Below are 13,353 nucleotides of genomic sequence, written 5' to 3'. Positions count from 1 at the left end.
GGCCGCAACACCCGCAATCGTTGCGCCGGTATTCGTTGAGCCGCGGCCGAGAACCGACGCGCGACGTTCCCTCTGGTTATTTGGACTTCCAGGAAAAGGGCGAAGCCTTTTCATAGAGCCAGTAGTAGTTGTTGCTCATTTGCCGCGTACGATAGTAGCGGTAACCGAGCGTAGCAAACAACAAAAGCACGACCGTGTCCACGACATAGTACTGCGGTGTCAGCATGGTGCCGTGGAACAGCGCATGATGGATGAAGCGGATCGCAACGCCCAGGAAAAGGACGTAGATGACCAGCGTTCCGTAGTTCTGCCAGTTCTCCGCGACGCTCTTGCCGGTGCGCCACGCGGTCCAGCCGCCCATGATGACGGTGATGAAGAGGAACTGCCAGATGGACGGCTCTTCGTAGAGAATTCCCTGCATGATCTTACTCCTCTACAGCGCCGCGCGTCACAACGCGCAAGGGCCGCTGTAAACTCCTACATCTGCCCATGATCCCCGGGGAGACCATGGGCGGGACCGCCTTAGTGGCGTCCGCCTTCGAGATAGGCGGCGCGCACTTCCGGATTGGCCAGAAGTTCCTTGCCCGAACCGCTCATCGTCACCTGGCCGTTGACCATCACATAGGCCCGGTCGGAGAGCTTGAGGGCGGCAAAGGCGTTCTGCTCGACGAGGAAGACGGTCAGCCCCTCTTCCTGGTTGAGCTTCTTGATCGCGTCGAAGATGCCCTTGACGATCAGCGGCGCGAGGCCGAGCGACGGTTCGTCGAGAAGCAGCAGCTTCGGACGCGCCATCAGCGCGCGGCCGATGGACAGCATCTGCTGCTCGCCGCCCGAAAGCGTGCCGCCGCGCTGGGACTGACGTTCCTTGAGGCGCGGAAAGAGTGTGAAGATCTTTTCCACGTCCTCGTTGAAATACTTCAGGTTATCGAGGCTCGCGCCCATCTGAAGGTTTTCGAAGACCGTCATGCGCGGGAAGATGCGGCGCCCTTCCGGCGACTGCGCGATGCGGCGACGGGCGATGAGATGCGTCGGCAGGCGCGTGATGTCCTCGCCGTCGAAGGTGACGGTGCCGGCGCGGGCCTGCGGGCTGCCGCAGATCGTCATCATCAGGGTCGACTTGCCGGCGCCATTGGCACCGATCAGCGAGACGATCTCGCCCTTCTTGACCTCGACATCGACGCCCGCGAGTGCGCGGATATTGCCGTAGTAGGTTTCCACGGCGCGGACGCTAAGAAGCGTATCGCTCATCAGTGCGTACCTCCCTGCGTCTCTTCAATCTGCTCGATCACCTCTTCGACCTCATCATCTTCGACACCGAGATAGGCCGCGATAACCTTCGGATCGTTCTTCACATGGTCCGGCGTGCCGTCGGAGATCTTCTGCCCGTATTCGAGCACGACCACGTGGTCGGAGATTTCCATGACGACCGACATGTCGTGCTCGATGAGCAGGATCGACGTGCCGCTATCCTTGCGGATGGAGCGCAGGAGTTCGTTGAGCGCGAGCGACTCGCGCGGGTTGAGGCCCGCCGCCGGCTCGTCGAGGCAGAGGAATTCCGGCCCCGTGCACATGGCGCGGGCGATTTCCAGACGGCGCTGGGCACCGTAGGGCAGATCGCCGGCCGGGTCGTCGGCGCGCTCGATGAGGCTTGCCTTTTCCAGCCAGTACTTGGCGATCTCGATCGATTCCGCCGCAGCCTTCTTGTAGCCCGGCAGGCCGAGCAGGCCGAGGATCGTATAGCCGGACGCCTTCATCAGCATGTTGTGCTGGGCGACGAGCAGGTTTTCGAGAACGGTCAGGCCCGAGAAGAGCCGGATGTTCTGGAAGGTGCGCGCCACCTTGGCATCGCGGGTGATCTCGAAGTCGGTCATCCGCTCCAGCAGGAATTCCTTGCCGGCCTTCTGACGCATCGTGATCATGCCCATGGTCGGCTTGTAGAAGCCGGTCACGCAGTTGAAGACCGTGGTCTTGCCGGCGCCGTTGGGGCCGATGAGCGCCGTGATCTCGCCGCGCTTCGCCTCGAAGGAGAGGTCGTTGATGGCCATGAGGCCACCGAAGCGCATCGAGAGGTGCTCGACTTTCAGAATGGGATCATTCGTCATCGTATTCGTCGCTATCTTCGTCTCGGGCGCCATCAGCCGTGCCCTTCCTTGGTGAAGCTGCCGGAGACTGCCTTGCGTTCCCGAAGGAAGGCGGTCGGTTCACGGCTTCCGACGAAGCCGCGCGGCTTCCAGACCATGACGACGACCATGGCGAGGCCGAAGATCAGCATGCGGTAGAGTTCCGGGGTGAAGTCCGGCCCGAAGACCGCCTTCAGGAAGGTCATCTCGCGCAGCAGTTCCGTGCCGCCGACCATGACCGCCGCCGCAACCGCGATGCCGATGAGCGAGCCCATGCCGCCGAGAACCACGATGGCGAGGATGATCGCCGATTCCAGGAAGACGAAGCTTTCCGGCGAGACGAAGCCCTGGCGCACGGCGAAGAAGGAGCCGGCGAAACCGCCGAACATGGCGCCGATGGAAAAGGCCGTCAGCTTGGTCGTCACCGTGTTGATGCCGAGCGAGCGGCAGGCGATCTCGTCTTCACGCAGCGCTTCCCAGGCGCGGCCGATCGGCATGCGGCGCAGGCGGATCGTCACATAGGCGGTGAGCAGAGCCAGCGCCAGGATGAGATAGAAGAGGAAGATCTTGTAGTAGGCCGACGACATCGGCAGGCCGAAAGCCTTGGCGAAGTTGTTCGGCGCGCTGACGTCGAAGGACCAGATGCCGAAGACCGAGGCCTTCGGGATGCCCGAGACGCCGAAGGTGCCGCGGGTGACTTCCGTCCAGTTGATCAGCACAAGGCGGATGATCTCACCGAAGGCGAGCGTCACGATGGCGAGATAGTCGCCCTTCAGGCGCAGCACCGGGAAGCCGAGGATCATGCCCCAGAAGGCGGCAAGGATGCCGGCGAGCGGCAGCAGGATCCAGAAGGAGAAGCCGAACTGCTGCGAGAGCAGGGCGTAGGAATAGGCGCCGACCGCGTAGAAGGCGACGTAACCGAGGTCGAGCAGGCCGGCAAGGCCGACGACGATGTTCAGACCCCAGGCCAGCATCACGTAGATGAGGATCTGGATGCCGAAATTGTCGACCCATTTCAGCGAGCCCTGCACGCCGAAGAGCATGACCATCAGCGGCGGATAGATCAGCAGCGCGACAATGGCGATCTTGCTGAAATTGCGCTTGAAGAAGCTCTCTTCCGTTTCCGCTGCCGCGTTCGAGAGGGCTGCCTTGCGGGCGGCCATATAGGGGCGGAGATAGGCGACGGAGAGGAACCGGCCGACGGCAGCCACGATCACGAAGATCGCGAGCAGACCCCACCGCTGGTTCAGCACCAGTTCGTTGCGGATGTTCTGCGTGGTCTCGAGACCGACGAAGAGGACGAAGAGGCCGAGCGAGATGAGGCCCGCGAAAAAGCCCTCGCGCAGAGCCCGCGCCGTCAGGTTACCGCCGGCGCTCTCAGGGGAGTTGGAAATGTTGGACATGAAATCAAACCTTCTCGACTTCCGGTCGTCCGAGAATGCCGGACGGCTTGAAGATCAGGACGATGGCGAGAATGGAGAACGTCGCGACGTCCTTGTAGTCGATGGTGAAGTAGGCGGACCACAGGCTCTCGATGAGGCCGATGAGCAGGCCGCCGAGCACGGCGCCCGGAAGCGAGCCGATGCCGCCCAGAACCGCAGCCGTGAAGGCCTTGACGCCCGGGATGAAGCCGTCGGTGAAGACGGTCACGCCGTAATACATCAGGTACATGGTGCCGGCGACGGCAGCGAGCGAGGCGCCCATGATGAAGGTCACGGAGATCGTGCGGTCGACGTCGATGCCGAGCAGCGCCGCCATCTTGCGGTCCTGTTCGGTCGCACGCTGCGCTCTGCCCAGCGAAGTCTTGTTCACGATGTACCAGAAGGTCGTCAGCAGGATGACGGTCAGCAGCATGATGATGATCTGCTTGAGCGAGATCGCGATGCCGAAGACGTTGTAGACCGACGAGACCAGCGGCGGGATCGGCTTGTTGCGCGGACCCTGCGTGACCTGGATGAAGTTCGACAGCGCGATGGACATGCCGATTGCGGTGATCAGCGGCGCGAGGCGGAAGGAACCGCGCAGCGGCCGGTAGGCGACCTTCTCGATGGTCCAGTTCCACAGCGACGCCGTGAGCATTGCCGCGGCGATCATCACCAGGAGCAGGATGACGACCGGCAGGCCGACGAACACGCTGGTGAGCAAGAGGAAGGTGATGAGAGCGGCAAAACCGCCCAGCATGAAGATATCGCCGTGGGCGAAATTGATCATGCCGATGATGCCGTAAACCATGGTGTAGCCAATGGCTATCAGACCATAAATCGAGCCAAGGGTCAGCCCGTTAACGAGCTGCTGGACGAAATACTCCATATATATAATCCCCCGGATGCGGTTCCCTGAGGGCCGCATCTCTTGTTTTTGTCGCTCTTTTTCGAGCTTGTTTGGACAGGAGGGATTCCATACCGCTTTCGATACAAAAGGGAAGCCCAAAAAGCCCGGATCGACAATTTCTTTAGCAAGAAGCGTCAAATGACATAATTAACGCCATGGAAACCAAAAAAGCGGCGGGAAAAGCAGCGCTTTTGTGCAGAATGCTGCACGAAAGCAGGAAAAACGGCGCCCGGTTTCGAGCGCCGTTTTTCGGGAATCGGTGCCGTCAGCCGCGCATCCTGGCGCCCGACGGATCGAAGAGCGGTTCGGCCTGCAGGCGCGCTGTCAACATCTCGCCGAGAAGCTCGATCGACCAGCCGGTTGCAACGTCCGCGATCTCCTTGGGCACATAGCCGATCGCCACGGAAACGCCCGCCGCATGGGCGTAGCCGCCCGACGTCACCCAGCCGCGCACCGCCCCGTCGAGATAGATCGGCTCGTCGCCGATGACATCGGCATCCTTCGCCTCGACGATGAAGGTGCGAAGGCGCATCGCTCCTCCGGTTTCCCGCTCGGCCTTCGCCGCCGCCTTGCCGACGAAGTCCGCATCCTTGCCGAGCGCGACGAAGCGCTCCAGCCCGGCCTCGAGCGGCCCGTAGAGCGGACGGTATTCCCGCGACCAGCTGCCGTAGGATTTTTCGAGGCGCAGCGCATTGAGGGCACGCAAGCCGAAGAGACGGATGCCGAACCCGGCGCCGGCTTCCATCAGGCGCTCGTAGAGATAGCGCTGGTGCTGCGGCTTCATCCAGATCTCGTAGCCGAGATCGCCGGTATAGCTGACACGCCCGACGATGGCCGGCGCCATGCCGAGATCCATCCTGCGCACCGCCATGAAGGGGAAGGCCTCGGTGGAAAGATCCTGATGCGTCAGCGCCTCAAGCACCGCGCGCGCCTGCGGACCGGCAACGGCAAGGCCGACAAGCGAGAGGTTCAGGGCTTCGAGCGAGACGGAACCATCCTTCGGCAGATGCGCCTCGAACCAGCGCATGTGGTAGTCCTCGGCGATGCCGGAGCCGATGAGAAGGAAATCCCCCTCCCCGAGCTTGGCCAGCGTGAAATCGCCGATGAGCTTGCCGTCGTCCTTCAGCATCGGCGCCAGCGTCATGCGGCCCGTCGCCGGCAGGCGGCAGGTCAGCAGCCGGTCGAGCCAGGCTTCCGCGCCCGGCCCCTTCACGGCATATTTCGCAAAGCCCGATGTCTCCATCAGGCCGACGCTGTCGCGCACCGCCTTTGCCTCAGCACCGACGGTCGCAAAATCGGTCGAGCGGCGCCAAGAGAAATGGTCCTCGACGCCGGCAGGCGCGAACCACAGCGCCTGCTCCAGCCCGTAGGACGCACCGAAGACTGCGCCCGCCTCCTTCAGCCTGTCGTAGATCGGCGTCGTCAGCAGCGGACGGGCGGCCGGCAACTCTTCGTTGGGATAGCGGATCGAAAAGCGGCGCGAATAATTTTCGCGGACCTTGGCATTGGTATAGGCGAGCGTCGCATAGTCGCCGTAGCGCGCGACATCCATGGCGAAGACGTCGAAGCCGGGATCGCCGTGGATCATCCAGTTGGCGAGCGCAAGGCCGACACCGCCGCCCTGGCTGAAGCCCGCCATGACGGCACAGGCCGACCAGAAATTCGTCATGCCGCGTACGGGGCCGACGAGCGGGTTGCCGTCGGGCGAGAAGGTGAAGGGACCATTGATCACCTTCCTGATACCGGCCTTGTTGAAGGCCGGGAAGTGGCGGAAGCCGACTTCCAGTTCCGGCGTGATGCGCTCGATATCCTCCACCAGGAGCTCATGGCCGAAATCCCACGGCGTGGTCAGCGGCGACCATGGGCGGCAGGCCTTTTCATAGGTGCCCATCAGCATGCCGTTGCGCTCCTGCCGGAGATAGATCTCCCCGTCGAAGTCCACGCAATGCATCAGCTCCTTGCCGCGCGTCTGGTTGAACTCGATGACTTCAGGCATGTCCTCGGTGATGAGATACATATGCTCCATGGCGAGCACCGGCAGTTCGAGACCGACCATGCGGCCGATCTCGCGCGCCCACAGGCCACCGCAGTTGACGACGTGCTCGGCAACGATCTCGCCCTTGTCGGTGATGACGCGCCAGCTGCCGTCCTCACGCTGCACGAGGTCTTCCACCTTGGTGTGCAGATAGATGTCGGCGCCGTTCTTCTTGGCCGATTTCGCATAGGCATGGGTCGTGCCGTAGGGGTCAAGATGGCCTTCGACCGGATCGAACACCGCGCCGACGAACTGGTCGGGATCGAGCAGCGGCATCAGGTCATGGGCTTCCTTGGGGCTGAGCAGATGCGCCTCGAGCCCCATATAGCGCCCCTTGGCGAGGATCGACTTCATCCAGTCGAAACGCTCTTTGGTCGCCGCCAGCATCATGCCCGAGGTCATGTGCAGGCCGATATCCTGGCCGGAATAGTCCTGGATCTCCTTGTAGAGCTCGACGGTGTATTTCTGCAGCTTGGCGACGTTGGGATCGCCGTTGATGGTGTGCATGCCGCCGGCGGCATGCCAGGTCGAGCCGGAGGTCAGCTCCGAGCGTTCGACGAGCACGACATCGGTCCAGCCGAACTTGGTGAGATGGTAGAGAACGGAACAGCCGACGACGCCGCCCCCGATGACGACGACCCTTGCATGGCTCTTCATGGAAAACTCCGGTTTTCGGCGGTTTTTGAGGGAATGGGCTGCTGCTGAAAAGGCCAGCCTACGGGGTTCCCCGCCGGCCCGGCAAGCCCACGGTGCGAAGCGCCATGTCGCTTCAAGATTTTGTCAGCGCGTGGCGAAATCCACGGACAGGTCGAAGCTCCGCGCCATGCGCTTGAGGTCGTCCACCAGCGCCTCGGCGAAGGAGCGCATCACGACGAGATCGAAGCTCGCATCGCCGGTGCGCACGAGGTTGACGGCAAGGTGGCCGCACAGGACATTCGCCGCGCGGCCGACCGGGAAGGCGTCCGCATGAAGATCGACGGCGATGCCGTTCGCCAGGATCCGGGCGGCATCGGGACCGGCCAGGGTGAGCACGACGCGGCCATGGCTCTGGTCGACCACATGGGCGAAATCGCCAAGCCGAAGGGCAAGCTCGGCGGCCAGCGTTTCCGGCGCATGCACCTGCGACAGCACCAGCCATTCGCCCGGACCGGAAAACCGGGCCTCGAACTCGCCGTTCGCGACCAGGATGCCCGCCGCTTCTGCATTGTGGCCGGACGCGGCAAGGACGACGGCGAGCGCGGCTTGACGATGGACGGCAAGGTGGTTCGGCCGGCGAGCGGAAATTGCCCCGATGGTGCCGTCCAGTGCGTGCACGGACTGATAGTCGTAAGCCATCTCTCACCTCACCCCATCAGCCGGAGATTTTGCGGATCGACGAAGACCGGGTCGCAGACCTCCGCCATCGCCTCGACGCCGCGCAGTTGATCCCACACCACGATCCGCTCGCCATAGCGCTCGCGGCCGGACTTCAGGAAAGCGAGCGCGATGTGCCCGCCGAGCGTCGGCGAAAAGCAGGCGGAGCTGACCCAGCCCTGATCGTTCAACGTCGAAGGCTTGACGCCTTCCTTCAGAAGATGCGCGCCGGCGCGCATGTCCTTGTCGGCCTCCAGCGCCCGCAGACCGACGAGCTGCGCCCGGTCCGCAGCCGTCAGGCCGAAGCGGGTGGAAAGCCGCTTGCCGATGAAATCCGGTTTGCCGCTGGCCATCATGCGGCCAAGGCCGGCGTCGTCGGGGGTCACGCGGCCGTCGAGCTCGGCGTGGGTGACATGGCCCTTCTCGATGCGCAGCACGTTCAGCGCTTCCACGCCGTAGGCACACAGGCCATGCGCTTCGCCCGCGCGCATCAGCGCATCCGCCACCACCTCGCCATGGCCTGCCGGCACCGCCAGCTCATAGGCCAGTTCGCCCGAGAAGGAGATACGGAAGAGCCGCGCCCGGAGATTGCCTTTCAGGCGCACGTCGCGGGCGGCAAGGAAGGGGAAGACCGCGTCGGCAAGATCGTCTTCCACCACGGCCTGCAGGATGGCGCGTGCCTTCGGTCCGGCAATCGACATCTGCGCCCACTGATCGGACACGGAAAGGAACCGCACACGCAGCTCCGGCCACAGCACCTGCGCCGAGAATTCCATATGCGACAACACGCCGGCCGCCATGGCGGTGGTCGTCGTGACGAGGAAATGGTCTTCGCCCAACCGGCTCACCGTGCCGTCGTCATAGACCATGCCGTCTTCGCGCAGCATCAGCCCGTAGCGCGCCTTGCCGACCGGCAGCTTCAGCACCGGATTGCAGTAGAGACGGTTGAGGAATTCGGCGGCATCCGGCCCGAAGACCTCGATCTTGCCGAGCGTCGAGACATCGCAGAGGCCCGCATGCTCGCGCACGGTGCGCACTTCGCGGTCGACGCTCTCGCGCCAGGTCTTCTCCCCCGCCTTCACGAACCAGGACGGGCGATACCAGAGGCCGGCGTCGATGAAGGCCGCGCCGTTGCGCGCCGCCCAGCCATGCAGCGGCGAGCGGCGGGTCGGCATGGCGTGGTCGCCGACGGAGGGACCGGCCAGCGCGCCGAAGGAGACGGGCGTATAGAACGGGCGGAAGGTGGTGGTGCCGACCTCGGCCGGGCTGACGCCGCGCATACCGGCCAGAATGCCGATGGCATTGATGTTGCCGAGCTTGCCCTGGTCCGTCGCCATGCCGCTCGTCGTGTAGCGCTTGGCGTGCTCGACATGGCCGAAGCCCTCGCGGACGGCAAGACCGAGGTCCTTGGTGTGCACGTCGTTCTGGAAATCGACGAAGGCCTTCGATTTCGCGCCGGGCACATGCCAGAGCGCGGTGAAGGACGGATCGGGCTCCTCGCCGACTGCCGGAAGCGTGACGCCGGCAACGGGCCGGCCAAGGTTTTCGACGATGGCCGTCGCCTTGCGCGCGCCATCCTCGAAGCACTCCGCAAGACGATAGTGGCCCGCGGCGCTCCCCGCCATGACGAGGCCCGCCACATCGGGGGCAAGGAAGGCGTTGAGAGCGTCCGACCAGACCGGCCTGCCGCCGCGCTGGCAGGCAAGATGGATCACCGGGCTCCAGCCGCCCGCCATGGCGACGGCGTCGCAGGCGATCAGTTCCTCGAAGCCGCCGCGATCCGCGACGATGGCGCGGATGCGATGGCGGCCCTTCGTATCGACGATGGACCCGCCACGAATGACGCGCACGCCCTCCGGCGCGTTGTCGGCCGAGCCTGTACGGCTGTCGATCAGGGCGGCGATCCCGACGCCCTGCGCCGCAAGGTCTCGCGCCGTACGGTAGCCGGAGGAACCGCTGGTGAAGATCGCGACGGACTTGCCGGCGGCGACGCCGAACCGGTTGGCATAGGTGCTGACGGCGCTCGCGGTCATGATGCCGGGCCGGTCGTTGCCACCGAAGACCAGCGGCCGCTCCTCCGCACCGGTCGCAAGGATCGCCTGTCGCGCAACGATGCGCCACAGCCGCTCCACCGGCCGCGCCGGATCGATCGCGGCGCCATGCTTCTGCACGCGCTCCACCGCGCCGAAGACATTGTCGTCATACCAGCCGAAGACGGTGGTGCGGGGCAGAAGCGTGACGTTCGGGCTGTTGCGCAGTTCGTCGACGACGCGGCGGGCGAAGACGAAGGGGGCCTCGCCATCGAGCAGGGTCGTTTCCGAAAGCAGCGCGCCGCCAAGGACGAAATCCTGCTCGGCGACGACGACACGCAGGCCCGAGCGCGCGGCGACCAGCGCCGCGGCAAGGCCCGCCGGGCCGGAGCCGACGACCAGCAGGTCGCAATGCGCCCAGCTTTTCTCGTAGGTGTCAGGGTCGGGCGGCAACGCCGTGCGGCCGAGGCCGGCGGCGCGGCGGATCACCGGCTCGTAGAGCTTTTCCCAGAGGGCGGCCGGCCACATGAAGGTCTTGTAGTAGAAACCCGCCGACAGGAAGCGCGATATCCGGTCGTTCACCGCACCGATATCATAGGCAAGGCTCGGCCAGCGGTTCTGGCTGGTGGCTGCAAGACCGTCGTGGAGTTCGGCGACCGTCGCCTTGCTGTTGGGATCGCGCCGCGCGCCGCTGCCAATCGTGACGAGCGCATTGGGCTCGGATGGACCGGCCGTCACGATGCCGCGCGGGCGATGATACTTGAAGCTGCGACCGACGAGCAGCCGGTCATTGGCGAGCAGCGCCGAGGCAAGCGTATCGCCGGCATGCCCCGAAAGGCTTGCGCCGTCGAAGGTGAAGTGCAGGGAATGGCTGCGGTCGACGAGGCCGCCGGTGGCAAGACGATAGGCGGTCATCGGGCGTCTCCCCGCTCTGCGGCGGCGTCGGTGACGGCAAAGACCTCATGGGTGAAATTGTCCCGTTCCACCACCAGCCAGCGCCGGCAGCCGGCCACATGCTGCCAATGCTCGCGGATGCGCCCGCGCGGATTGGCGCGCACATGAACATAGTCGTGCCAGTCCTCGTCGCTCGCCATCGGCGTGGGACGGACGGGCGTCGCATCGCCGCGGATGGCAAATTCTTCCTTGGGGCGCGTGCCGCAATGCGGACAGGAAATCAGGCTCGCCATGCTGACCTCAATGCAGGTTCGGCTGGGTGCCGGCACCCGCCTCGTCGATGGGGAAACCGCGCTCGAACCGGTCGAGCCTGAGGGCCCGCGCCACGTGATGGCTTTCGCCCCTGGCGATCAGATGCGCGAAGCAGAAACCGGACGCGGGCGTCGCCTTGAAGCCGCCGTAGCACCAGCCGCAATTGAGGTAGAGATTGTCGATCGGCGTGCGGTCGATGATGGGCGAACCGTCCATCGACATGTCCATGACGCCGCCCCAGCTTCGCAGCACCCGCACGCGCGAAAGCCCGGGGATCATCGTCACCCCCTCCTCCATGACATGTTCGGCCGTCGCGAGATTGCCGCGCTGGGCATAGGAGGAATAACCGTCGATCTCCGCGCCGAAGACGAGGCCGCCCTTGTCGGACTGCGAGATGTAGAAGTGTCCCGCGCCATAGGTGATGACGTGGTCGATGCAGGGCTTCAGCCCCTCCGTGACGAAGGCCTGCAGCACATGGCTTTCGATCGGCAGCCTCAGCCCGGCCATCGCGCCGACGCGCGAGGTGTTGCCCGCCGCCGCCAGCGCCAGCTTGGTGCAGCCGATGAACCCTCTCGTCGTCTCGACGCCCGTCACCGCGCCGTTCTCCCGGCGGATACCGGTGACCTCGCAATTCTGGATGAGATCGACGCCGAGCCGGTCCGCGCCGCGCGCGAAACCCCAGGCGACGGCATCGTGCCGCGCCGTGCCGGCGCGCCGTTGCAGAAGGCCGCCCATGATCGGGAAACGGGCATGGTCGAAATTGAGGAAGGGCAGCATCTTCTTCAGCGTCTCGCGGTCGAGAAGCTCGGCCGCCACGCCCTCCATCATCATGGCGTTGCCGCGGCGGATGTAGTGATCGCGCTGGCCGTCATTGTGGAAGAGATTGATGATGCCGCGCTGCGAGAACATCACATTGTAGTTGAGTTCCTGCTCCAGCCCTTCCCACAGCTTCAGCGAAAACTCGTAGAAGGGTTCATTGCCGGGCAGCATGTAGTTGGAGCGCACGATGGTGGTGTTGCGCCCGACATTGCCGGAGCCGAGATAGCCCTTCTCCACGACGGCGATGTTGCGCACGCCAAATTCCTTCGCCAGATAATAGGCGGTCGCAAGGCCGTGACCGCCGCCGCCGACGATGATGACGTCGTAGTGCGGCTTCGGGTCCGGCTCCCGCCAGGCGGGCTTCCAGCCGAGGTTTCCGGCAAAGGCTTGCTTGATGATGGACAGGGCGGAGTAGCGCATGGGGTATCCCGGATCAGTTGCCCCACATTCGCATATGCAGCACAAACGGCAAGACGGGGCAGCGTCGCAGCCACGCGCAGGGGCGACTCTTTCCACATGACGACGGCGTTGCATTCCCCGGTCCGTGCGTCTAAGCCGGGGAAGAAAGAGCCGGAAACCATGCGGACAGATTTTTCGACATTGCAGCAGGTGATGGAGAGCGCGGCGCTTACGGCCGGTCGCGCCATCATGGCCATCCACAGCGCCGGACCCGACGTCCAGTACAAGCCGGACAGTTCGCCGGTGACCGAGGCGGACGAGGAAGCCGAGCGGCTGATCCTTGCAGCCCTTATCCGGCATTTTCCCGATATCCCCGTCGTCGCCGAAGAGGCCGTCGCCGCCGGACGCGTGCCGGATGTTTCCGGCGGCCTGTTCTTCCTGGTCGATCCGCTCGACGGCACGAAGGAATTCGTCGCCGGGCGCAGCGAATTTACCGTCAATATCGCCCTCATCCGTGCAGGCGCGCCCATTGCCGGCATCGTTCTCGCCCCTGCCCTTTCGATGGGCTTCGTCGCGACCGGAGGCCGCGCGGAGCGCTTCAAGGTGGCGGGCGAAGCCATTGTCGAGCGACAGGCGATCGGCTGTCGCGGACGTGGCAAGGCGCTGACCGCCGTTGCAAGCCGCTCGCACGATACGCCGGAGACGGCACGCTTCCTCGATGACCACGGCATCGATGCCTGCACCGCCATCGGTTCGTCGCTGAAATTCTGCCTCGTCGCCGAGGGCCTTGCCGACGTCTACCCACGCTTCAGCCGCACCATGGAATGGGATACGGCGGCCGGTGACGCCGTGCTGCGCGCCGCCGGGGGCGAGACGCGCACGCTCGACGGCGAAGCGCTTGTCTACGGCAAGCGCAATCAGGCGCATGACGCGGATTTCGCCAACCCGAACTTCATCGCCGCGGGTGCGGGATGGAGCGGGGGCAAGAGACCCTGATCCCCGCACATCCTGACCGGAAGACGGGAGCGTGCTGCTCCCGGCCCAAGTTCGCGTGGCGGAG

At 64.6% G+C, this 13,353-nt stretch carries 11 protein-coding genes; 1 reads left to right on the top strand and 10 read right to left on the bottom strand.

The window, feature by feature from the left end; genetic code table 11:
• Nucleotides 1-76: 76 nt before the first annotated feature.
• From V8U06_RS08025 to V8U06_RS07980, 10 genes are all read right to left on the bottom strand, one after another.
• Entirely contained in the window at nt 77-421 is a 345-nt protein-coding gene (locus V8U06_RS08025; protein ID WP_427140209.1) for a DUF6867 family protein, read from the bottom strand.
• Between the two features lie 101 nt (nt 422-522).
• The gene (locus V8U06_RS08020; protein WP_427140208.1) at nt 523-1,248 is read right to left on the bottom strand and encodes an ABC transporter ATP-binding protein; all 726 of its coding nucleotides are present in this window, start codon (nt 1,246-1,248) and stop codon (nt 523-525) included.
• Nucleotides 1,248-2,135 carry an ABC transporter ATP-binding protein gene (locus V8U06_RS08015; RefSeq protein ID WP_427140207.1) on the bottom strand — a complete coding sequence of 296 codons (888 nt, stop codon included), beginning with the start codon at nt 2,133-2,135 and terminating at the stop codon, nt 1,248-1,250. The genes V8U06_RS08020 and V8U06_RS08015 overlap by 1 nt, the downstream gene beginning before the upstream one ends.
• A complete protein-coding gene (gene livM / locus V8U06_RS08010) occupies nt 2,135-3,523 on the bottom strand; it encodes a high-affinity branched-chain amino acid ABC transporter permease LivM (protein ID WP_427140206.1) in 1,389 nt (462 codons plus the stop codon). Before livM ends, V8U06_RS08015 begins: the two co-directional genes overlap by 1 nt.
• Before the next feature lie 4 nt (nt 3,524-3,527).
• Complete coding sequence (locus tag V8U06_RS08005) at nt 3,528-4,430, bottom strand: branched-chain amino acid ABC transporter permease (protein WP_226918031.1); 903 nt, start codon at nt 4,428-4,430, stop codon at nt 3,528-3,530.
• A 286-nt stretch (nt 4,431-4,716) separates the two neighbouring features.
• A complete protein-coding gene (locus V8U06_RS08000; RefSeq protein ID WP_427140205.1) occupies nt 4,717-7,143 on the bottom strand; it encodes a GcvT family protein in 2,427 nt (808 codons plus the stop codon).
• Between the two features lie 123 nt (nt 7,144-7,266).
• Nucleotides 7,267-7,821, bottom strand: a complete 555-nt coding sequence (locus tag V8U06_RS07995; RefSeq protein WP_226918029.1) for a sarcosine oxidase subunit gamma — start codon at nt 7,819-7,821, stop codon at nt 7,267-7,269.
• An 8-nt stretch (nt 7,822-7,829) separates the two neighbouring features.
• On the bottom strand, nt 7,830-10,784 hold the full coding sequence (locus tag V8U06_RS07990; RefSeq protein WP_427140204.1) for a sarcosine oxidase subunit alpha family protein: 2,955 nt from the start codon (nt 10,782-10,784) through the stop codon (nt 7,830-7,832).
• A complete protein-coding gene (locus tag V8U06_RS07985) occupies nt 10,781-11,056 on the bottom strand; it encodes a sarcosine oxidase subunit delta (protein ID WP_427140203.1) in 276 nt (91 codons plus the stop codon). The genes V8U06_RS07990 and V8U06_RS07985 overlap by 4 nt, the downstream gene beginning before the upstream one ends.
• Nucleotides 11,057-11,063: 7 nt before the next feature.
• Entirely contained in the window at nt 11,064-12,314 is a 1,251-nt protein-coding gene (locus V8U06_RS07980) for a sarcosine oxidase subunit beta family protein (RefSeq protein WP_427140202.1), read from the bottom strand.
• 159 nt (nt 12,315-12,473) lie between these two features.
• On the opposite strand from V8U06_RS07980, the gene cysQ reads away from it, so the two are divergent.
• Nucleotides 12,474-13,289: a 3'(2'),5'-bisphosphate nucleotidase CysQ gene (gene cysQ, locus V8U06_RS07975; RefSeq protein WP_427140201.1), complete on the top strand. Its 816-nt coding sequence runs from the start codon at nt 12,474-12,476 to the stop codon at nt 13,287-13,289.
• Nucleotides 13,290-13,353 lie beyond the last annotated feature (64 nt).

The organism is Shinella sp. G-2 (assembly GCF_050172695.1).
Classification (GTDB): domain Bacteria; phylum Pseudomonadota; class Alphaproteobacteria; order Rhizobiales; family Rhizobiaceae; genus Shinella.
The sequence above is the reverse complement of the archived record's forward strand: the minus strand, read 5'-3'. Positions and strand labels throughout refer to the sequence as shown.